Genomic DNA, 20,230 nt, shown 5'->3' with positions numbered 1-20,230 from the left:
GGGCGATGTGCGTCAAAGGGGGCGTCCGCGCCCTGGGGAGCGCCCTGTTGTCGTGCGAGGTCTTGCGCGGGGGTGCCGGTCTCTCTACTCTCCCGGCCAATGGTTAGGAATATTTCCTAACCATTGGCCATGGAGGGAAAGGGAGTTGTCATGCGTCGACGAAGCGTCTCGCTTCTCGGGCTCGCGGGGCTGCTGGCGTTGCCCCTGACGGTGATGCCGCAGGCACAGGCCGCCGACGGAGTGGTCTCCACCGGAAAGACGGTGACGGCCTCGTCCGTCGAGACCTCGGCCTTCGGGGCCGGTCTCGCGGTGGACGGGAACGCGGCCACCCGCTGGGCGAGCCTCGAAGGGGTCGATCCGCAGTGGATCCGTATCGACCTGGGGGCCAACCACACCATCTCCCGCGTCAAGCTCAACTGGGAGGACGCGTACGGGAAGACGTACCGGATACAGACCTCGGCCGACGGCACGAACTGGACCGACGTCTACTCCACCACCGCGGGCGACGGCGCGACGGACGACCTGACGGTCTCCGGCAGCGGCCGCTACGTCCGGATGTACGGCACCGGCAGAGGTACGGCGTACGGCTACTCCCTCTGGGAGTTCGAGGTGTACGGCGCGCCCGCCGGAGGCGGCGGCGGGGGCGGCGGGACGGCCGTCCCCTTCGGAAGCCATCTCAAGCCCTACGCCGCCGGCATGCTGAAGCCCTCCGGTTCCCAGGCCACGATCGACCAGAAGGTCGTCGACTACTACAACCGGTGGAAGTCCGCCTTCGTCCGGCAGAACTGCGGCAACGGCTGGTACCAGATCATCTCGCCCGACGCCGACCACCCGTACGTCGCCGAGGCGCAGGGCTACGGCATGGTCGTCACCGCGACCATGGCCGGTGCCGACCCCGACGCGAAGAAGATCTTCGACGGCCTGGTCAAGTGGAAGATCGACCACCCGTCGGCCGTCAACCCGAACCTCCTCGCGGCCGAACAGGACGTCGCCTGCAAGAGCGTCAACGGCGGTGACGGCGCCACCGACGGCGACATGGACGTGGCGTACGGCCTGCTCCTCGCCGACAAGCAGTGGGGCAGCACCGGCACCTACAACTACAAGGACCTCGCGCTCAAGCACATCGCCGCGATCAAGAAGGACGAGCTCAACCCGACGACCAAGCTCCTGAAGCTGGGCGACTGGAGCGGCTCGGGCGACCAGTACTACTACATCTCCCGCACCTCGGACTGGATGGTCGACCACTTCCGCGCCTTCCGTACGGCCTCCGGCGACACGACCTGGGACGCCGTGCGCACCGCGCACCAGACCCAGATCTCCCGGCTCCAGTCGACCTACGCCTCGGGCACCGGCCTTCTCCCCGACTTCGTCGTCGACACCAACACCACGCCGAAGCCCGCCCCGGGGGAGGTCCTGGAGGACCCCAACGACGGCGCGTACTGGTGGAACGCCTGTCGCACCCCGTGGCGGATCGCGGACGACGCGGTGACCAGCGGGGACGCCACGTCTCTCGCGGCCGCGCGGAAGGTCAACAGCTGGATCAAGACGAAGACCGGCGGCGACCCGAACAAGATCGCCATCGGGTACAAGCTCAACGGCACGCAGATCTCCTCCGGCAGCGAGGCCGCCTTCTTCGCCCCGTTCGCGGTGGCGGCGATGACCGACTCCGGCAGTCAGGCCTGGCTCGACGCCCTGTGGAACAAGATGCTGGCCACCCCGATCGACACCAGCAGCTACTTCTCCGCGAGCATCCAGCTCCAGGTCATGATCACGGCCTCGGGCAACCACTGGGTCCCCTAGCGGTCCTCAGACGGCCTCCGGGTCACCGGGCGGTCCTCAGACGGCCGCCGGGTCACCCAGTGGTACGGACAGTGCCCTGAGGCAGCCGGACAGGGCCGCCGCGGTACCGCTCAGCGGGAACCGGGCGGCGAGCTGCCCGTCGGGACGTACGACGAAGCCGGTGCCGCCGTCGGGGAGATAGAGCCGTGCGAACTCCCCGGCGGCGTCGCGGTACGCCGGAACACCGAGGTCCGTGGCGGGGGGCGGCGCGGGCGGCCCGGAGGCGTCGGCCTCCGCCGCCCCCCGGGGCAGCACGGCTAGGACGGTGAGGGGGAGCAGCCCGCCGCACGCGCTCGCCTCCGTCGCCGCAGCGGCCAGCTCGGCGCCGTCGTCCCCGTACAGCAGGACCACATGCCCCGGGTGTCCGCGCAGGACGTCGAGCAGACGGAACGGGTGGACGGCGATCGGGGTGGTCAGACCACTGCAGTCCGGGGCCCGGTCGCCGGGCTGCGGGGCGCCGGCCGGCCCGTACGGGGCGCCGGAGAGCGGACCGTCCCGGTAGCCGACGAGCAGCTGGGCCTCGCGGAGGAGCACGGTCCGCGGGTCGTCGGGGTCGTTCTCGATGCCCTGGGTGGAGTGCCGGACGGTGCGGCCGACGACCTCCTCGCCCACCGGGCGCCGCTCGGCGTCATAGCTTCCGAGCAGCGCGGGACCGGCCTCGCCCCGCACCACGAGCGCGAGCTTCCAGCCCAGGTTGACGGCGTCCTGGACACCGGTGTTCATCCCCTGCGCACCGGTCGGCGGATGGATGTGGGCTGCGTCGCCCGCGACGAAGACCCGCCCCTCGCCGTAGCGGTCGACGATGCGGTGGCTGATCCGGAAGACCGAGGACCAGCGAAGCCCGGAGAGCCGGGCGGGGCGCGGAGCCAGCCGGTCCACGACCGCCTGGAGTCGTGACAGGTCCGGGCCCTGCCCGCCGTCGAGACCATGGGCGATTCCGTCCGACGCGGGCGCGGACGCGCTCAGTTTGGGCGGGACCGTCATCGACATCCGATAGCGCCCGGCGCCCGGCAGCGGGATGCAGACCAGCACGCCGTCGGTGGAACCGTCGGCGGCACGGTGCTCGGAGCGGAGCGCGTACCCGGCGGGCAGGTCCCAGTCGGACTCGGCCACGACGTCGCCGAGCATGTACGTGGCGGGAAACGCGCCGCCCTCGAACGACAGCCCCAGCGTCTTGCGGACGATGCTGTGCGCCCCGTCGCAGCCGATCAGATAGCGGACCCGCAGCTCCTCGGTGGCCCCCGACGCGGCACGTAGTGCGGCGGTTACGCCGTCGGGGTCCTGGCCGAACGAGACGAGCTCGGTGCCGCGTTCGACGGCCGTCCCCAGTCCCGCGAGGTACTCCTCCAGGAGCCGCTCGGTCTCGTACTGCGGCAGCGCGGCGAACCTGTACGGCACCTCCGAGGGCAGCACCAGGTCGATCCGTGCGGCCTCCCTGCCGTCGACGTAGGCCAGTTGGCCGCGCATCGGGACCGCGGCCTCCAGGACGGCACGGGCCAGCCCCATCCGGTCCCAGAGCTCCAGGGTGCGCGGCTGGATCCCGACCGCCTTGGCGAACGGGAGCCGGGCGGGCAGCCGGTCGACGAGCCGGCACCGCACACCGTGACGGCGCAGCTCGGCGGCGGCGCTCAGGCCGACGGGACCCGCGCCCACGATCAGTACGTCGGTGGTGGTGCCGGTGCGCGCCACGGGCCTCTCCCAGTCCTTGCCGGCTTCCGGTCGGTCCCCGTCTCCCATGGTCACCCGGGGCCGCCCGTTCGGCGAGCCGTGCTGCCGTCGTCGCTCCGGTGGGAGTACGCCGGTACGCCTCCGCGCCCGAGACGCCCGCACCTCGGTCGAACCGGCGTACGGAACCGGACCGGGGTGACCGGCGTCCCTCCCGGGCATGAGCGAGAACCCCGCACCCGAGCCCGACGACGTCGCGGAGAGCCCCCGGGGCCTGGACGGCGCCGCCGAGGACGACTCCGGCGACGGTCGGGCCGAGAGTGCCGTCGGCTGTCTGCTGGCCGTCGCCGGAGTCGCCGCCGCCGGGGTCTTCGCGCTGCCCCGGGCCGCGTTCAGCATCGACGGGGGTTTCGAGGGGCATGCCCGGGACTGGAGCGTCATCCTCGTCGACGTACCGCTGATCCTCCTCGCCGGTCTCCTCGTCCCGCCCATGACCTGGGCGGCCGCGACGCGACGGCTCCGCCCGTGGGCGGCGTTCCTGGTGTGCGCGGCCGTCGCCGCGCTCGGCCTCTGGGGCGTCTCGGCCGTGTGGCACCCGCGCCAGGACCCCGACCCGGGATACGGGCCCGGCGTCTGACGGCCGCCCGGCGAGCGGTAGCGTCCCGGTCACGGCACCCCGGCAGGGGGCGGAGGAGAGGACGACGCGCCCATGGCACAGGAGCACACCCGGCCGGAGGTCGTCTCGCACGCGATGGGTCATGTCGTCGGCGGGCGTGCCGAGGTACGGGACGACGACTGGGGCGATGTCGTGTCGGTCATCCGGCTGGACGCGGAGGCGTTCGGCCCCGAGGCACTCGCCGGTCTGGACGCCTTCTCGCACCTGAAGGTGGTCTATCACTTCGACCGGGTACGCCCCGACGCCGTCGAGAGCGGCGCCCGCCACCCGCGCGGCAACACGGAGTGGCCGCTGGTCGGGATCTTCGCCCAGCGCGGCAAGAACCGCCCCAACCGCATCGGCGTCCCCCGCTGCCGACTGCTCCGGACGGAAGGGCTGGACGTCCATGTGCGGGGCCTGGACGCGGTCGACGGCACACCGGTCCTCGACATCAAGCCGTACATGGCCGAGTTCGGCCCCCAGGGCCCGACCACCCAGCCGGCCTGGGCCGACGAGATCATGCGCCGCTACTACTGATCCCGGCGGACGGGCGGACGGGCGCGCCGGCGGTGCGCCCGCCCGGTCGACGGCGACCCGCCATTCCCGTCGTGGGGCTTCCCCCGGCACGGCGAAATCCGACGGGTCATGTTCGTCATGTCCGCGTGCCTCTAGTGCTCCACGACGCCCCGGGCGACACCCAGGTCGACCAGATCCTCCGGGCGCAGCCGGAGCTGGTCCGCCGTCGTGGCGGATTCCTCCGGCGGGCGCTTGAGGATGGACGCGGCCGCCTCGGGGGCGATCACCGAGAAGTAGCTGTCGGGTGTGGCCCAGAGGTTGCCGGGCGCGGCCAGGGCCAGTGCGCCGCCCGAGCCGCCCTCGCCGATGAGGAGGGAGGTGAGGGGGACGCGCGCCGAGGCGACGGCGGCGAACAGATCGGCGATGGCGGGGCCCGCGCCCGCGTGTTCCGCCGCCGGGTCGTTGGCGGCCCCCGGGGTGTCGACGAGGGTGAGGACGGGGACGCCCAGCCGGTCGGCGAGCCGCACGAGGCGGGCGGCCGTACGGAAGCCGGCCGGGCGGGTCGCGGTCCCGCACTGCGCGGCGTAGGCGACGGTACGACCGTCGGGGAGCCGCCCGAAGCCGCAGCGCATGCCCGGGTCGACGCCCCCGGCCCGGTCGCCGGAGATCTCCTCGCGGTCGGTGAAGTAGCCGTCCAGGTACGCGTCCGCCCGGGGCCGCTCGGGGTGCCGGGCCCGCGCCACGGCCTCCCGGCCGCTCGCGGCGGGCGGTGTCCCCGGGGCGCCGAGCGCGCGCGGCGGTGCGACCGGGCCCACGGCGGGGCGGGTGAGCAGCGAGAGCCAGTGTCCGAGGGTGTCGCGGAGGGCGTCGGGGGCCACGATCGCGTCGATGTGGCCGTGTGCGAGCTGTGCCTCCGCGGTGTACGCGGCGGGGTCCGCGTCCGGCGGCCGGACGCGGGAACCGGCGAAGCCGACCTGGGCGCCGGGCAGGGCGAGGACCACGTCCGATCCCGCGCCGAGGGTGGCCCAGCCGCCGCCCGTCGTCGGATCCCTGAGGACCGCGATCTGCGGCAGGCCGGCGGCCCGGGTGAGGGACGACTCGCGTGCCAGGAACTGGAGTTGGAGCAGGGCGCGCATGCCCTCGTGCATCCGGCTGCCGCCGGTGGCGGGCAGGACGACCACGGGCAGCCGCCGTTCCCGGGCCAGCGCGTGGGCGGCCGCCGCGCGTGTGCCGGTCCGCTCTCCGAGGGACCCGCCGAGGAACCGGAACTCGAAGGAGATCACGACCGCCTCCACCCCGCCGATCCGGCCCGTGCCGCAGACCACCGACTCGGTCTCGCCGGTACGGGCGGAGGCGCGCGCGTGGGCGTCGGTGTAGCCGGGCCATCGGATCGGCCCGTCATCCTTCAAAGGGCCCTCGGTGAAGGGGAGTTCGGTGAAGTCGTCGCCGGTGACGAGGGTGATCGCCTCGCGTGCCGTCGTCGGGTCGCTCATCCGGGCCTCGCAGCTCGTCGACGGAGGGTGGGGGAGGGGTGAACCGGGGGCCGGGAGCCGCCCGGGTCCTGCCCTCCCACCGTACCGCCCTACCGCGCCCCGCCTCCTTCGGCCCGTGCCGGCCGGGTGTCCAGCGCGTCGAACCAGTCCGCGATCCGCGGGGCGGAGGTCCCGAACGCGCCGAAGTGGTTCACCGCCCCCTGGTCGACGACGGTCGCCTTCCGCCCGTGCCGGGCCAGGTCCGCCGCGCAGGCCCGGGAGTTGGCGATCGGCACGTCGCGGTCGCCGGCGGCCGTGTAGAGGCGCACCGGCACGTCGGGTCGCCAGTCGCATGTGACGTCGTTGGCGCGGAACGTGCGCAGCAGCTCGCCCGAGGGGTGTCGCAGCCTCTCCAGGAAGTCCGCGGTGAACAGCTCATCCAGGGTGCCCGGCAGCCGCCCGACGATCTCCTCCTCGCCGTGGGTGCCGTCGAAGAGGTCCTCGACGAACCCGGCGTACGGCGCTCGGAACACCTCGGCCGGGTCCCGGTAGAGCGGACGCAGCCGGTTCTGGGCGGTGAGGAAGTACGAGAAGTAGAAGACGGCGCTCCCGGGCTCCACGCGGCCGTCGAGGGCCCCGGGGGTCTCGCTGCCCTCGATGTCGTACGGTCCGCTGATCGGGGCGAGGGCCCGCAGCCGGAACCCCGGGTCGGCCCCGCGGGTCAGCTCGCGGCCGAGCCCCATCGCCACCTGCCCGCCCTGGGAGAAGCCCGTCACGTACACGTCGCCGGTCAGCGGCCGGTCGAGCCGCCGGGCGGCCTGCCGGGCCGCCCTCAGCATGTCGAGCGAGGCGGAGACGGAGGAGCGGGTGTCCATGTACGGGTGGCGGCCGGGGCCCCGGCCGAGCCCCAGGTAGTCGGGCGCGGCGACGGCGCGGCCCCGGGCGGCGTGCAGATACGGGGAGAGGCGGCCGAAGCTCTCGCCCACCGACGGCGCGTAGTCGCGGTGCGCCATCGTGCCGTGCGTGTCGGAGACCAGGGAGAGCCGGTGCGCGCCGCCCCGGGGCAGGACGAGGAGACCGGTGGCGGTGGTCGGCGCCCCCGTGGGAGTGACGGTCCGATAGGTGAGCCGGTAGGCCCTCACCCCGTACCGGACTCCGCCCGCGTCGATCCCCGTCCCGGAGAGGAACGCGGATACCTGTTCGCGGTCGAGGGCGGCGACCGGGGTGATGTCGAGGAGTGCGCCACGGCGACCCTCGTCCTGCCGGTCCTGCCGGTCCTGCCGATCCGCCGCACTCGCTGCCGCCGCCCCGGCGGGGCCGGACGCGGTGGCGGCGGGGGCGGCCGCGAGCAGGGCCGTGACCAGGAGGGTTCCGGCGGCGACGGTACGCCGTGCGGTCCGGCGACGTCCCGCCCGTACCCGAGAACGCGTGTCAGTTGTCATGGCGACGACGCTAGGTCCCGCCGCCCCGCCGCGGACATCCCGCGGTCCCCCGGACGAGGGGTGGGGCTACCCTCAACAGCCAGCGGACGGAGGCGGGTTCGGCGGCCGTCCCGCTGCCGGGCTTCCGAACTCCCGTACTCCAGGAGGTCCGTGACCCGGCAGCGGCTTCGAGACGCCGGCCGTCAACCCGCCGTCGCCGATGCCTCCGTGCCGCGCCCCGCCGGTCCCTCCGTGCCCTGCCCGGCCGTCCGCGGCTTGCGGCGCCAGGGGCGCCACCCGGTGCGCCGGGGCCGGTCGGGGAGCCAGCCGAAGGCGAGCGAACTGCCGACGAGGCCCAGCATCATTCCCACGAAGAATCCGCCCAGGTTGGACGTGACCCAGCTGCCCAGGGACGCCAGCACACCGACGACCGAGTAGAAGAGCCGCTGGCGCGGGTTGAGGACGACGAGCAGTCCGCAGATGACCATGAGCACGGGCAGGACGTAGCCGACGAGGCTGTCGGCTCCGGCCGTGAGGATCACGTTGATGCTCGCCCGCTGGGTCAGCAGGATCTCCGCCCCGCCCAGGGCGAGCGCGAGTCCGGCCCCGAAGGGCCGCCGGTGCCGCCAGCGGCGGAAGGTCCGCCAGGGGTGCCGTGGACGGCGGGGCGCCACGCTCAGCAGCCCTTCGAGCTGAAGCGCATGTGCAGGTCGGGCAGGGTGAACCGGACGGCGGTCGTGGCGTAGTTGGTCTGCCGCAGGTCCTTGATGGTGACGGTGTCGGCCTGCTGCCCGAAGGAGCCGAGCGGACCCTTGATCGGCGGCTTCTCGAAGGTGCTGGCGTCCCCGCCGATCTCGATGTTGTCGAAGTCGGCGAGCTTGCCGGAGATGTCGGTGGAGTCGGTGGTGAGCCCCGAGGCCTTGACCGGGGTGCCCTCGCCGCCCGCCGTGATGTGCAGATACGTGCCCCCGAGCTCCACGCTCTGGCAGAGGTTGGTGAGCTTGGCCTCGCGGATCGCGGTGACGATGACCAGCACCTGGCCGCCGGTGTCGCCGGCGTTGGGGCTGCCCTCGGCCATGTTGTCCAGGGCTCCGAACTGACCGAAGCCGGTGCCTTCCATGGAATCGGCGGCGACCGTGAACGGCATGCCGGAGATGGCGAACTGGGCGGCGAGCGCCCCTTGCGCGGTCAGCACCACGAGGGTGGCCGCCACGGCCAGGGCGGGTACGCCCATGAGGGCGGCGCGACGGAAGCGGACCCGGCCGCGTCTGCCGGAACCGTCCTCCGGTAACGCGGTGTCGGTGGTGCTCTCGGGGGTGCCTTCGGACAGGGCCATGCGGTGCTCCTGACATGAGTGAGGAAACAGACCTGCGCGGCTTCGTCCTGGCGCGGACAGTTCCCCAACCCGCCCGGGTCTTCCTCGCGTGGTGCGGAGGCAGACGTGCCGCAGGGAACCGTTCGGACCGTAAGGCTTGCTGTTACCCGGGGTCAACCACCGTGCAACGGCGGGCTGTCGGCGCCCTGACGATCGATCATTCGGAGGTGAAGGGGGCCACCACGACATGCACCAGACTGTCGAGGAGCAGGGGAAGATCACCGGTCCGTCCCTCGTCGACAGCCCGGTGCACCGCGGCGTGGACGGCACCCACCACGGTGTCCACCAGCTCGCCGCGCGCGACCCACGGTGGGCCCGGCGGGGCGTCGGTGAAGAACCGTCGAAAACTGGCCAGAAGTTCGGCGCGTGCCCGGCGCCCCGCGGGCCCCAGCGACTCGATCTCGACCACCATCGTGGCGAAGGCCGGGGTCTGGGTGAGCAAGGTCAGTAAGACCCGCAGCCCGGCCCGTACGGAGCTCGGCCAGTCCGTCGCGCCGCCCGCCTCGTCGTACGCCCGCTGCATGGCCCGCACCACCTGCTGCGTGCCGCCCCGGTAGGCGGCGACGACGGCGTCCTCCTTGCCGGAGAACAGCTCGTAGAAGACGGGTCGGGTCACTCCGGCGGCCCGGCAGATGTCGCTGATCCGTGCGCCGGCGTAGCCGTTCGCGGCGACCGTCCTGGCGACTCCGTCGAGCAGTCGCTCCCGTTGCCGGGAGGCCACCTGCTCGGGTGTGAGCCGGCGCGGTCCGGGGCGCAGCGAGCGCTCCGGCTCACGTCCTGAGCGGGCCCCCGGCAGGACGAGCCCCTCCTCGGTTCCGTGAGCACTCGTCATCGGCCACATCCTCCGCGGGTTGTTGACGTCGCATACTCGGCAGGATTACAACCCTCATGGGTTTTCCTCTCGGCGCGTCCCCACCGCGCACCGCACCGAGTATCACGCTCCCGCACCTCTCGCGACACCGCTGCCGGACATCCGTGGCGCCGGATCGTTCCGGCGGCGGTCTCGCGCACCACCCCCGTACCACCACTCACCCCTGCGTGGAGCCGCTCGACCCGACACGGATCCGCACCTGGATCCGCTCGCTCCCGAGGGAGCCGCTCGACCCCAGGCGGAGCCGATCACCTCTGTCGCCCACCCCTGCGTACAGCCGCCCGTCCCCGCCGCTCCTGGCTCCCGCACATCCCCGTACTCCCCGCGGACCCACGCACACCGCCGAGTACGGCAGCCGCTCCGGCGCACACAGCCGCCGTCCGGCAGCACCACTGTCGAAGTACAGCCGAGTTCCGCACCCCCACCTCCGTACGGAAGGAAGCACCCTCATGCGCAAGCGCGCACTCCTCGTCTCCCTCGGCCTCGCCGTCTCCGCCGGCCTGGCCGCGACCGCCCAGGCCGGTGCCACCGCCGCCGCCGGCAACGTCCTGACCACCGGCGGCCCGGCCGGCACGGCCGTCGCCGTCGGCGACGTCCTCACCGCCACCCTCCCCGCCGGGACGCAGGCCCGGATCGCCACCACGTCCGGCGGCAGCACCGGCATCACCTGCAACACCTCGGCGTTCACCGCCACCGTCACCGGCAACCCCACCGCGCCCGGCACCGCGACCGAGTCCGCCACCGCCCACACGCTCAGCAGCTGCACCACCAACATCATCGGCGCGACGGGAGTCCAGAGCATCACGGTGAACAACCTGCCGTTCGCCACCGCCGTCGTCTCCGGCGGATCGCTCACCGTCACCGCGGGCGCCGCGGGACCGATCCAGACCACCCTGAAGATCAACACCATCCTCGGCCTGACGACCTGCGTCTACCGGGCCACCAGCCTCACCGCCACACCCTCCAACACCGACAACTCGCTCACCTTCACCAACCAGCTGTTCACCAAGACCAGCGGACCCGGCACCTGTCCCGCCAACGGCTACTTCTCCGCGAAGTACGGCCCCGTGCAGGACACCAGCCAGGCCGGCAGCCCCGCCGTCTTCGTGAACTGACCACGCGCCCCGGCCCCCTCGTACCCGGGTACGAGGGGGCCGGAGCGTTCGCGCCAGGATGCGTTCAGGCCAGGATGCCGCTCCCGTGCGGGGCGTACAGATCGAGGAGCCTGACCCGGGTCACATGAAGGCGATGCGCGAGGATCGCGCCCACCCAGAACATGACCGAGGCACCGAACTCCGTGTCCGAGCGGCACATCGACCGGACGGCCGGGGCATTGAACTCGTGTGCCCGCACCGGCGTCATCGCCTCGGCCCCCGACTGACACAGATAGGGCGGGAACAGCCACGAAAGGCCGACCAGCTCACCGTGGCGCAGGGTCTCGATCACGGGTGCCCCCCGGCCGGGGACCTTCGCGTCGAGCGTCACCGCGCCCGTCTTCACGATCCAGAACCGGTCGGCGTGCTGCTGCTCCTCGAACAGCCGGTGACCGGAATCGAAGTACACGTCCTCCGCGAAGGCCATCAAGCGCTCCCGGTGCTCCGGCGGCAACGTGCTGGCCTTGGGTGCGGCACTGCTCATGGCGGACCCTCCTCGCGCACTCGGCTCCCACCCCCCAGTGTCCGCCAGGCCGCCCCCACGCGCGCGTACGCGGGTCGTCGGGTCCGGCGCCCGTGCCTCACGCGCGTGTCCCCGTCCGGACATGCGTGCCCGCCACCGCTCCCGTACCGTGACCGCGGGGGTACGGGGCGGGAGCAGGGGCGGGATCCATTCCTCGCGCAGATCGGTACGGAACCCATGGCAGACAAGCCCGCGATCGTCCTCGTCCACGGCTTCTGGGGCGGCGCCGCCCACTGGTCGAAGGTGATCGTCGAACTCCACCGGCGTGGTCACCACCGCCTGCACGCCGTCGAGAACCCGCTCACCTCGCTCGCCGACGACGCCGAGCGCACCCGGAAGATGGTCAAGCAGATCGACGGGCCCGTGGTGCTCGTGGGCCACTCGTACGGGGGCGCCGTCATCACCGAGGCGGGCGACCTGCCGAACGTGACCGGACTCGTCTACATCGCCGCCTTCGCCCCGGACGCCGGGGAGAGCCCGGGACAGATCAGCCAGGAGAAGCCGCCCGCCGCCTTCGAGAACATCGCCCCCGACTCCGACGGCTACCTCTGGATCAAGCAGGACACGTTCCACGACAGCTTCGCCCGGGACCTGACGAAGGACGAGGCCCTGGTCATGGCCGTCACCCAGAAGGCACCGCTCGCCTCCACCTTCGGCGACAACGTCACCGCCCCGGCCTGGCGGGCCAAGCCCACGTACTATCAGGTCTCCACCGAGGACCGCATGATCCACCCGGACAACGAGCGCCGCATGGCCGCGCGCATGAACCCGCGCAAGACCGTCGAGCTCGACGCGAGCCATGCCTCGCTCGCCTCCCGGCCCCTCGACGTGTGCGACCTCATCGAACTCGCCGTACGCGAGACGGGCGCCTGACGGCCCCGCCCGGTCGCTCCCGACGTGGCCCCCGGCCCCTCGGCCGGGGGCCACGTCCCGGTGTGCCCGCTCACCCTCCGTGCACCCTCCGGAGTGCGGGGGCCGGGCGGAGGGCGGAGCATGAACGTGAGGAGGGAGCGGCAAGCGGGGGCGCGAGCCAGGAGGGTGCCATGCCCGTCCCGGAAGGCGGCGACGAGCTTGTCGTGCTGCGCGAGGTCGACAAGCACTTCGGCACCCTGCACGTCCTCCAGTCCATCGACCTGACGATCCACCGCGGCGAGGTCGTGGTCGTCATCGGGCCGTCCGGATCGGGGAAGTCGACGCTCTGCCGCGCGATCAACCGCCTGGAGACCATCGACAAGGGGGAGATCGTCGTCGACGGCCGGCCCCTCCCGGCCGAGGGACGCGAACTCGCGGCCCTGCGGGCGGACGTCGGCATGGTCTTCCAGTCCTTCAACCTCTTCGCGCACAAGACGGTGCTCGACAACGTCACCCTCGGCCAGATCAAGGTCCGCAAGAAGGACCGGAAGGCGGCCGAGCAGCGCGCCCGCGCCCTGCTCGACCGGGTCGGCGTCGCCTCGCAGGCGGACAAGTACCCGGCCCAGCTCTCCGGCGGCCAGCAACAGCGGGTGGCGATCGCCCGCGCCCTCGCGATGGATCCGAAGGTGATGCTCTTCGACGAGCCGACCTCCGCGCTCGACCCCGAGATGATCAACGAGGTACTGGAGGTCATGCAGCAGCTCGCCCGGGACGGCATGACGATGGTGGTCGTCACCCATGAGATGGGCTTCGCCCGTTCCGCCGCCAACCGCGTGGTCTTCATGGCCGACGGCCGGATCGTCGAGGAGACGACCCCGGACGAGTTCTTCAACAACCCGCGCAGCGACCGTGCCAAGGACTTCCTCTCCAAGATCCTCCACCACTGAGCCGCACCGCACCGCACCAGGCCACGGCACGGCCGCCGCCCGACCAGCAGCCCCCAGGGGTGATCCTCATGAACGCGACCAGGACCCGCAGGGCAGGCGTCCGGACCGGCAGGGCCACCGTGGCCGTCGCCGCGGCCGTCGTCCTCTCCTTCACCTCCGCAGGATTCGCGAACGGCGCGACCGGTGCCGTGCCACGCGACCACGGCGGCGACGAGATCACCGTCGGCATCAAGTACGACCAGCCCGGCATCGGCCTGAAGACCCCCGACGGCACCTACACCGGCTTCGACGTCGACGTGGCCACGTACATCGCCAAGGAGCTCGGCCACGACCCGTCCGACATCGTCTGGAAGGAGGCCAAGAGCGCCGACCGGGAGACGCTGCTCCAGCGCGGTGACGTGGACTTCATCGCGGCCTCGTACTCGATCAACGACAAGCGGGCCGAGAAGGTCGACTTCGCCGGCCCCTACCTCCTCGCCCACCAGGACGTCCTGATCCGGGCCGACGACGACTCGATCAAGAAGCCGTCCGACCTCAACAACAAGAAGCTCTGCTCGGTCACCGGCTCGACCTCCGCGCAGAACGTCAAGGACAAGATCGCCCCCGACGCCCAACTCCAGGAGTTCGGCGGCTACTCCGAGTGTCTGACCGGTCTCGAGAACGGTGTCATCGACGCCGTCACGACCGACGACTCGATCCTCGCCGGATACGCCTCGCAGAGCGAGTTCAAGGACAAGTTCAAGCTCGGCGGCTTCAAGATGAGCAACGAGAACTACGGCATCGGCGTCCAGAAGGGCAGCGACCTCAAGGTCAAGATCGACACGGCCCTGGAGAAGATGGTCGCCGACGGTTCCTGGGACGCGGCGGTGAAGAAGAACTTCGGCCCCGCGAACTACCAGAACGAACCCGCCCCCAAGATCGGCGTCATCGTGAAGTGAGCGGGCCGTCGTGTTCGACTTCCTCCAGGGGTACGACCTGCTCGGAGCCTTCTGGGTGACGGTGCAGCTCACCGTCTACTCGGCGATCGGCTCCCTCGTCTGGGGGACGCTGCTGGCCGCCATGCGCGTCAGCCCCGTCCCCCTCATGCGGGGCTTCGGCACCGTCTACGTCAACATCGTCCGCAACATCCCCCTCACCGTCATCATCGTCTTCACCTCGCTCGGCCTCTTCCAGACCCTCGGCGTCGACATGGGCGCCGACCGCTTCACCACCATCAACTTCCGGCTGGCCGTCCTCGGCCTCATCGCCTACACCAGCGCCTTCGTCTGCGAGGCACTCCGCTCCGGCATCAACACCGTCCCCCTCGGACAGGTCGAGGCCGCCCGGGCCATCGGGCTCAGCTTCCCCCAGGTGCTGCGGATCATCGTGCTCCCGCAGGCCTTCCGCTCGGTCGTCGGCCCCCTGGCCAACGTCCTCATCGCCCTCACCAAGAACACCACCGTGGCCGCCGCCATCGGCGTCGCCGAAGCCGCCCTGCTGATGCGCGAGATGATCGAGAACGAGGCCCAGCTGATCCTCATCTCCGCGATCTTCGCCGTCGGCTTCATCTGTCTCACCCTGCCCACCGGCCTCTTCCTCGGCTGGGTGGCCAAGAAGGTGGCGGTGAAGCGGTGAAGACCCGGCCCACCGTCCTCTACGACGTCCCCGGCCCGCGCGCCCGGCGGCGCAACCTCCTCTGGACCCTGCTGTTCGTCGTCGGACTCGCCGGCGTCGTGTGGTGGGTCGTGGCGAGCCTCGCCGACAAGAACCAGCTCGAATGGGCCAAGTGGGCGCCCTTCTTCACCGACGCCCGCGTCTGGGAGACGTACATCCTCCCCGCCCTCAAGAACACCGTGATCGCCGCCGGTCTCGCCATGGTGATCGCGCTGCCCCTCGGCGCCCTCCTCGGCATCTCACGCCTCTCCGACCACCGGGCCGTACGCGGCGCGGCGGGCACCGTCGTCGAGTTCTTCCGCGCGATCCCCGTCCTGATCCTCATGCTCTTCGCCAACGCGGCCTACTCCGAGTTCACCGACATCAGCCCGGAGACCCGCCCGCTGTACGCCGTCGTCACCGGCCTCTTCCTCTACAACGCCTCCGTCCTCGCCGAGGTCGTCCGCGCCGGCATCCTCGCCCTCCCCGCCGGCCAGACCGACGCGGCGAAGGCCATCGGCATGCGCAAGGGCCAGACCATGGCGTACGTGCTCCTCCCGCAGTCCGTCACGGCCATGCTGCCCGCCCTGGTCAGCCAGCTCGTCGTCATCGTCAAGGACACCGCGCTCGGCGGCGCGATGCTCGGCTTCTCCGAACTCCTCGCCTCCGTCCGCCCGATGAGCGCCAACTACGGGGCCAACACGATCGCCTGCTTCACCGTCGTCGCCGTCATCTTCGTCATCCTCAACTTCGCCCTCACGAGCTTCGCCTCCTGGCTCGAAGGCCGGCTGCGGCGCGGCAGGAAGTCCACCGGCGCGGTCGTCGGCGCGGGGGCGGTGGAGGAACTGGCCACTCCGGGCGAACACCTGGGCCCGACCGACGGGACCAGGTGACCGGTGCGCGGCGGCCGCGCCGAGGCGCGGATCCGCCGCGCCTCAGACCCGCGGGAAGGCGAGCAGCGCCACCGGGTCGGAGGTCGGCCGCGGTGAACCGCCGGCGGGCTCGACGGTGACCCCCATTCCCGAGGCCCGGTCCACCGGGCCGTCGAGGAGGGTCGCCCCGGCGGTCGCCCCCGGGTCCATCAGCCCCGCGGACCGCATCGTGCCCCCGTCGTCGTACCAGAGCTGGTAGACCTTGCCGGCCGGCGGCGGCGCCATGCCGGAGGCCGCGAACACCGCACGGTCGAGCGAGGCCGAGACGACGACCGTGCCCACGGCGCCCCCGTCGAGCCGGCTGGTGGAGACCCGGGCGTCCGGTGCGGCCAGGACCTCGGCGACGGCGTCGTTCGACTGACGCGCCCGGGCCGTCTCCTGCCGGGCGTCCTCGGCCAGCCCGTGCTGCCGGACCGCGACCCCGCCGAGCCCGACGGCCCCGGCGAGACAGGCCGCCAGCGCCCAGTGCGACCAGCGGTCGAAACCGCGCCGCCCCCGCGGGGTCCGCACCGTCCTGGTGGTCGGCGGCGGTTCCTGGCGTACGGTCGCGATCCGGGCCAGCACTCCCGACCGCAGGGCGGGGGTCGGCGTCTCCGCGACGGCGAGACCGAGCCGGACCACGGTCTCGGAGAACTCCCGGACCTCCTGGGCACACGAAGGGCACTCCGCCAGATGGCGCCGTACGGCCTCGTGCTCGTCGGAGTCCAGTGCGCCGAGCGCGTACGCGCCGGTCAGCGTGTGCGGATCGACGGCGTTCACACGCCCACCCCCAGACAGTCCCGGAGCCGGACGAGACCGTCGCGCATCCGCGCCTTGACGGTGCCCAGCGGCACGGCCAGCAGTTCCGCGACCTCGCGATAGGTGAGGCCCCGGTAGTACGCCAGGGTCACCGACTGCCGCTGCAGCTCGGTGAGACCCCGCATGCAGCGCCGGACCTGCTCGCGCTCCAGTCGGCTCTCCACCTGCTCCACCACCCCGTCGTAGGCGGTCGTGTGCTCCAGGAGCGCCACCCGCTTCTCACGGTTCGACGCCGCCTGTTCCGAGCGCACCCGGTCGACGGCCCTGCGGTGCGCGAGCGTCAGGACCCAGGTCAGCACCGACCCCCGCGCGGGCTGGTAGCGGGCCGCGGTCCGCCACACCTCGACCAGCACCTCCTGGGCGACCTCCTCCGACTGGGCGGAGTCCCGCAGCACGGTGCGGACGAGGCCCAGCACCGGCCCGGAGACGGCCTCGAAGACGGCCGTGAAGGCCTGCTGGTCGCCGAGCGCCACCCGGCCCATCAGCTCGGGAAGGTCCGGAGGCGAGGGCCGGACACTGCCGATCCACACGTTTTCTGTCACCGGCGATTTCCTCCAGGAGCGGCTTGGGTACACGAGGCATTCGGAGCCGGCTGCCCGGCGGACGGGTCGCGTCGGAGGCTTTTCCGCGCGACCCCGCCCGCCGAGGCGGGCCTGCCGGTCCTCATCACTCCTTCGGGTGATGGGAGGCATCCGGACGCGGCCGCGCACCGAATGACTGGTGTGGGTCGCCGACCGGTGGACCCGAAGCCTCAGGAGTGATCATGAACACCCAGACCTACCGTCGCGCCGCCGTCGCCCTCACCGCCGCCGTGCTGTTGCCGCTGGGCCTGACCGCCTGTTCGGCCGAGGCGAGCGGCGACGGAGCGGCGGCCCCCGCGGCGGACTCGTCGCAGCCGGCCACCACCGCCGCGACGGCCGACGGCCCCTTCGGCCCCGGGTGCGCCTCGGTGCCGAAGGAGGGTGCCGGTTCCTTCGACGGCATGGCGAAGGACCCGGTGGCCACAGCCGCCTCGAACAACCCCGAACTGTCCACGCTGGTCGCGGCCGTCAAGCAGGCCGGTCTCGTCGACACGCTGAACAACGCGGAGAACATCACGGTGTTCGCGCCGACCAACGCCGCCTTCGCCAAGATCCCGAAGGCCGATCTGGACAAGGTCCTCGCCGACAAGGCGATGCTGACGGACATCCTCACGTACCACGTCGTGGGCCAGAAGCTGACCCCGAAGCAGCTCGAGAACGGCTCCTTCGAGACCCTCCAGAAGGGCAAGCTGACCACCAAGGGCTCCGGCGAGTCCTTCACGGTCAACGACTCCGCGAAGGTGGTCTGCGGCAACGTCCCCACCGCCAACGCCACGGTCTACATCATCGACACCGTGCTGATGCCTAAGTAGGCCCGGCACCCTCCCGAGCGGTACCGGTCTTCTCCGGCCCCGTCGCGCCCCGGCTGAGCCTGCCCGGCCACCACGCGACGGGGCCGAGGTCCCGTACGAGGGCCGGTACGAGCAGCGAGCGGACGACGAGGGTGTCCAGGAGGACGCCGAACGCGACGATGAACGCGATCTGCACCAGGAAGGCGAGCGGAATGACGCCCAGGGCCGCGAAGGTGGCGGCCAGCACCACACCGGCGGACGTGATGACGCCGCCGGTCGCGGTCAGCCCGCGCAGGACGCCCTCGCGGACCCCGTGCCGCAGCGACTCCTCCCGGACCCGGGACATCAGGAAGATGTTGTAGTCGACACCCAGCGCGACCAGGAACACGAATCCGTACAGCGGGACCGAGGAGTCCGTGCCGCTGAAGCCGAAGACGTGGCGGAAGACCAGGGCCGACACCCCGAGGGTGGCGAAGAAGTTCAGCGCCACCGTGGCCACGAGGAGCAGCGGCATCACGACCGAGCGGAGGAGCAGCACGAGGATGGCCAGGATGACGGCGAGCACCACCGGCACGATCAGCATCCGGTCGCGCTCGGCGGTCCGCTGGGTGTCGTACCGCTGCGCCGTGTACCCGCCGACGAGGGCGTCCGCCCCCGGCACCGCGTGCACGGACGTGCGGAGCCGGGCCACCGCCGCCTTGGCGGCGTCGCTGTCGGCTGCGTCGGTCAGGGTGACGTCGATCCGGACCCGTCCGTCGACGACCAGCGGTGCTCCGGCCCCCGGCCGGCCGGAGGCGGTGACCGCGGCGGCCGAATCCACTCCCTCGACCCGCTCGGCCGCCGCGGTCACCCGGGCCGCCGCGTCCGCGTCGGCGATGACGACCGCCGGGTTGCCGGCTCCACCGGGGAAGTGCCGTCCGAGCGTCTCCTGCGCGGCGACGGAGGGGGCGTCGTTGACGAAGATCTCGTCGAGCGGAACCCCCTTGGACTCCAGGACCGGGGCGAAGGCGGCGCAGGCCAGGAGTCCGGCGAGCGTCGCCGCCCACACCTTGCGGGGAGCACGGTCCACCAGCGCGGCCACCCGACGCCAGATGCCGTGGCCGCCGCTCTCGGCGTCGGACGGCTGGGGGCGGGAGGGCCAGTACGCGGCGCGGCCGAGCAGGACCAGGACGGCGGGCAGGAAGGTCAGCGTGCTCAGTACGGCGCAGACGATGCCGATGGCGCCCACCGGGCCGAGGGCCCGGTTGTTCGTCAGATCGCTGAACAGCAGCGCGAGGAGGGCGAGCGCCACGGTGGCCGCGCTGGCCGTGATGGGACCGGCGGACTGGCGCAGCGCCGCGCGCATGGCGGGGACACGCTCTCCGTCGCGGCGGGCGAGCTCCTCGCGGTAGCGGGCGGCGAGGAGCAGTGCGTAGTCGGTGGCGGCGCCGATGACCAGGATCGACAGGATGCCCTGGACCTGTCCGTCGACCCGGACGATGTCGTGGTCGGCGAGCACGTACACGACGGCGCAGGCGAGGGCGAGCGAGAGCACCGCGCCGACGATGATGATCAGAGGCAGCAGCACACTGCGGTACACGAGCAGCAGGATGACCAGCACGGTGACCAGGGCGACCACGAGCAGCAGGCCGTCGATGCCGGCGAAGGCGTCCGACAGGTCGGCCTGCGTGGCGGCGGGACCGGCGAGCCACACGGTCGTCCCGGGGACCGATGAGGCGGCCCGGTCGATCGCCTGGAGTGTGGGAGTCAGCTCCTCGCCGAGGTCGGGGCGCAGCTGTACGACGCCGCGCAGCGCCTCCTCGTCCTCGGAGGGCAGGGCCGGGGTCGGGCTGCCGACGACACCGGGCTGCCCGGTGAGCGTGGCCAGCGCGCGGGTGGCCGCGGATCGGGTCTCCGGGGTGATCTTCCCGCCGCCGGGCGAGGTCCAGACGACGAGTGCGGGAAGTGTCTCGTTCTGGTGGAAGGCCCGCTGGGCCTCGATCACCCGGGTGGATTCGGCGCTGCGGGGGAGGAAGGCGGCCTGGTCGTTGGTGGCCACCTCGCCGAGCTTCCCCGCGTAGGGGCCGAGGCCGCCGCCGACGGCGAGCCAGAGGACGAGCAGGACGAGGGGCAGCAGACGGGCTGCCCATCGTGTGGGGCGGGGCATGCGGACTCCAGGGAGGGGGTCTCTCGACACGCGATCAAGTATCTCAAAGAAAAAGAATCT

Annotated in this window: 20 protein-coding genes; 10 read left to right on the top strand and 10 right to left on the bottom strand. The window is 72.2% G+C overall.

What is annotated here, in order from left to right; genetic code table 11:
- Nucleotides 1–150 precede the first annotated feature (150 nt).
- The gene (locus ACH4MY_RS12500; RefSeq protein WP_398001389.1) at nt 151–1,800 is read left to right on the top strand and encodes a glycosyl hydrolase family 8; all 1,650 of its coding nucleotides are present in this window, start codon (nt 151–153) and stop codon (nt 1,798–1,800) included.
- A 36-nt stretch (nt 1,801–1,836) separates the two neighbouring features.
- On the opposite strand, the gene ACH4MY_RS12495 is transcribed toward ACH4MY_RS12500, so the two are convergent.
- Nucleotides 1,837–3,528: an FAD-dependent monooxygenase gene (locus tag ACH4MY_RS12495; RefSeq protein WP_398001386.1), complete on the bottom strand. Its 1,692-nt coding sequence runs from the start codon at nt 3,526–3,528 to the stop codon at nt 1,837–1,839.
- Nucleotides 3,529–3,724: 196 nt separating this feature from the next.
- Here ACH4MY_RS12495 and ACH4MY_RS12490 point away from each other — a divergent pair, with 196 nt between their 5' ends.
- Both ACH4MY_RS12490 and ACH4MY_RS12485 read left to right on the top strand, forming a co-directional pair.
- Nucleotides 3,725–4,141, top strand: coding sequence for a hypothetical protein (locus tag ACH4MY_RS12490; protein ID WP_398001383.1), 417 nt, complete (start codon nt 3,725–3,727; stop codon nt 4,139–4,141).
- A 72-nt stretch (nt 4,142–4,213) separates the two neighbouring features.
- Entirely contained in the window at nt 4,214–4,696 is a 483-nt protein-coding gene (locus tag ACH4MY_RS12485; protein ID WP_398001380.1) for an SAM-dependent methyltransferase, read from the top strand.
- 131 nt (nt 4,697–4,827) lie between these two features.
- Here the strand turns inward: ACH4MY_RS12485 and ACH4MY_RS12480 are convergent, their stop codons facing one another.
- The 5 genes from ACH4MY_RS12480 to ACH4MY_RS12460 form a co-directional block, all read right to left on the bottom strand.
- Entirely contained in the window at nt 4,828–6,168 is a 1,341-nt protein-coding gene (locus tag ACH4MY_RS12480) for a carboxyl transferase domain-containing protein (protein WP_398001378.1), read from the bottom strand.
- Between the two features lie 89 nt (nt 6,169–6,257).
- Nucleotides 6,258–7,589: an alpha/beta hydrolase gene (locus ACH4MY_RS12475; protein ID WP_398001375.1), complete on the bottom strand. Its 1,332-nt coding sequence runs from the start codon at nt 7,587–7,589 to the stop codon at nt 6,258–6,260.
- 182 nt (nt 7,590–7,771) lie between these two features.
- Nucleotides 7,772–8,242 carry a DUF6114 domain-containing protein gene (locus ACH4MY_RS12470; RefSeq protein ID WP_398001372.1) on the bottom strand — a complete coding sequence of 157 codons (471 nt, stop codon included), beginning with the start codon at nt 8,240–8,242 and terminating at the stop codon, nt 7,772–7,774.
- A gap of 2 nt (nt 8,243–8,244) precedes the next feature.
- A complete protein-coding gene (locus tag ACH4MY_RS12465) occupies nt 8,245–8,904 on the bottom strand; it encodes a DUF6230 family protein (protein WP_398001370.1) in 660 nt (219 codons plus the stop codon).
- A 196-nt stretch (nt 8,905–9,100) separates the two neighbouring features.
- Complete coding sequence (locus ACH4MY_RS12460; RefSeq protein ID WP_398001368.1) at nt 9,101–9,775, bottom strand: TetR/AcrR family transcriptional regulator; 675 nt, start codon at nt 9,773–9,775, stop codon at nt 9,101–9,103.
- Between the two features lie 488 nt (nt 9,776–10,263).
- Here ACH4MY_RS12460 and ACH4MY_RS12455 point away from each other — a divergent pair, with 488 nt between their 5' ends.
- Nucleotides 10,264–10,929 (top strand): Tat pathway signal sequence domain protein, encoded by a 666-nt coding sequence (locus ACH4MY_RS12455; protein WP_398001366.1) that lies wholly within the window; start codon nt 10,264–10,266, stop codon nt 10,927–10,929.
- A gap of 64 nt (nt 10,930–10,993) precedes the next feature.
- Here ACH4MY_RS12455 and ACH4MY_RS12450 read toward each other — a convergent pair whose 3' ends face one another.
- Nucleotides 10,994–11,452 (bottom strand): cyclic nucleotide-binding domain-containing protein, encoded by a 459-nt coding sequence (locus ACH4MY_RS12450; protein ID WP_398001363.1) that lies wholly within the window; start codon nt 11,450–11,452, stop codon nt 10,994–10,996.
- 216 nt (nt 11,453–11,668) lie between these two features.
- On the opposite strand from ACH4MY_RS12450, the gene ACH4MY_RS12445 reads away from it, so the two are divergent.
- The 5 genes from ACH4MY_RS12445 to ACH4MY_RS12425 all read left to right on the top strand — a co-directional run bounded on the left by ACH4MY_RS12445 (nt 11,669) and on the right by ACH4MY_RS12425 (nt 15,815).
- Nucleotides 11,669–12,364: an alpha/beta hydrolase gene (locus ACH4MY_RS12445; protein ID WP_398001361.1), complete on the top strand. Its 696-nt coding sequence runs from the start codon at nt 11,669–11,671 to the stop codon at nt 12,362–12,364.
- 170 nt (nt 12,365–12,534) lie between these two features.
- Nucleotides 12,535–13,290 (top strand): amino acid ABC transporter ATP-binding protein, encoded by a 756-nt coding sequence (locus tag ACH4MY_RS12440; protein ID WP_398001357.1) that lies wholly within the window; start codon nt 12,535–12,537, stop codon nt 13,288–13,290.
- A gap of 68 nt (nt 13,291–13,358) precedes the next feature.
- Nucleotides 13,359–14,228 carry a glutamate ABC transporter substrate-binding protein gene (locus ACH4MY_RS12435; protein ID WP_398001354.1) on the top strand — a complete coding sequence of 290 codons (870 nt, stop codon included), beginning with the start codon at nt 13,359–13,361 and terminating at the stop codon, nt 14,226–14,228.
- A 10-nt stretch (nt 14,229–14,238) separates the two neighbouring features.
- Nucleotides 14,239–14,904, top strand: a complete 666-nt coding sequence (locus ACH4MY_RS12430; RefSeq protein WP_398001352.1) for an amino acid ABC transporter permease — start codon at nt 14,239–14,241, stop codon at nt 14,902–14,904.
- Nucleotides 14,901–15,815, top strand: a complete 915-nt coding sequence (locus ACH4MY_RS12425; protein ID WP_398001350.1) for an amino acid ABC transporter permease — start codon at nt 14,901–14,903, stop codon at nt 15,813–15,815. Before ACH4MY_RS12430 ends, ACH4MY_RS12425 begins: the two co-directional genes overlap by 4 nt.
- Nucleotides 15,816–15,857: 42 nt before the next feature.
- Here ACH4MY_RS12425 and ACH4MY_RS12420 read toward each other — a convergent pair whose 3' ends face one another.
- Both ACH4MY_RS12420 and ACH4MY_RS12415 read right to left on the bottom strand, forming a co-directional pair.
- Nucleotides 15,858–16,613 carry an anti-sigma factor domain-containing protein gene (locus tag ACH4MY_RS12420; RefSeq protein WP_398001347.1) on the bottom strand — a complete coding sequence of 252 codons (756 nt, stop codon included), beginning with the start codon at nt 16,611–16,613 and terminating at the stop codon, nt 15,858–15,860.
- On the bottom strand, nt 16,610–17,194 hold the full coding sequence (locus ACH4MY_RS12415) for a sigma-70 family RNA polymerase sigma factor (protein ID WP_398001345.1): 585 nt from the start codon (nt 17,192–17,194) through the stop codon (nt 16,610–16,612). Before ACH4MY_RS12415 ends, ACH4MY_RS12420 begins: the two co-directional genes overlap by 4 nt.
- A 221-nt stretch (nt 17,195–17,415) precedes the next feature.
- On the opposite strand from ACH4MY_RS12415, the gene ACH4MY_RS12410 reads away from it, so the two are divergent.
- Nucleotides 17,416–18,045: a fasciclin domain-containing protein gene (locus tag ACH4MY_RS12410; RefSeq protein ID WP_398001342.1), complete on the top strand. Its 630-nt coding sequence runs from the start codon at nt 17,416–17,418 to the stop codon at nt 18,043–18,045.
- Here ACH4MY_RS12410 and ACH4MY_RS12405 read toward each other — a convergent pair.
- Nucleotides 18,038–20,170, bottom strand: a complete 2,133-nt coding sequence (locus tag ACH4MY_RS12405; protein ID WP_398001339.1) for an MMPL family transporter — start codon at nt 20,168–20,170, stop codon at nt 18,038–18,040. The genes ACH4MY_RS12410 and ACH4MY_RS12405 overlap by 8 nt on opposite strands.
- Nucleotides 20,171–20,230: the final 60 nt, after the last annotated feature.

This window comes from Streptomyces sp. NPDC017246 (assembly GCF_044331325.1).
Taxonomy (GTDB): Bacteria; Actinomycetota; Actinomycetes; order Streptomycetales; family Streptomycetaceae; genus Streptomyces.
This window is presented reverse-complemented; position numbering and strand designations above follow the sequence as displayed.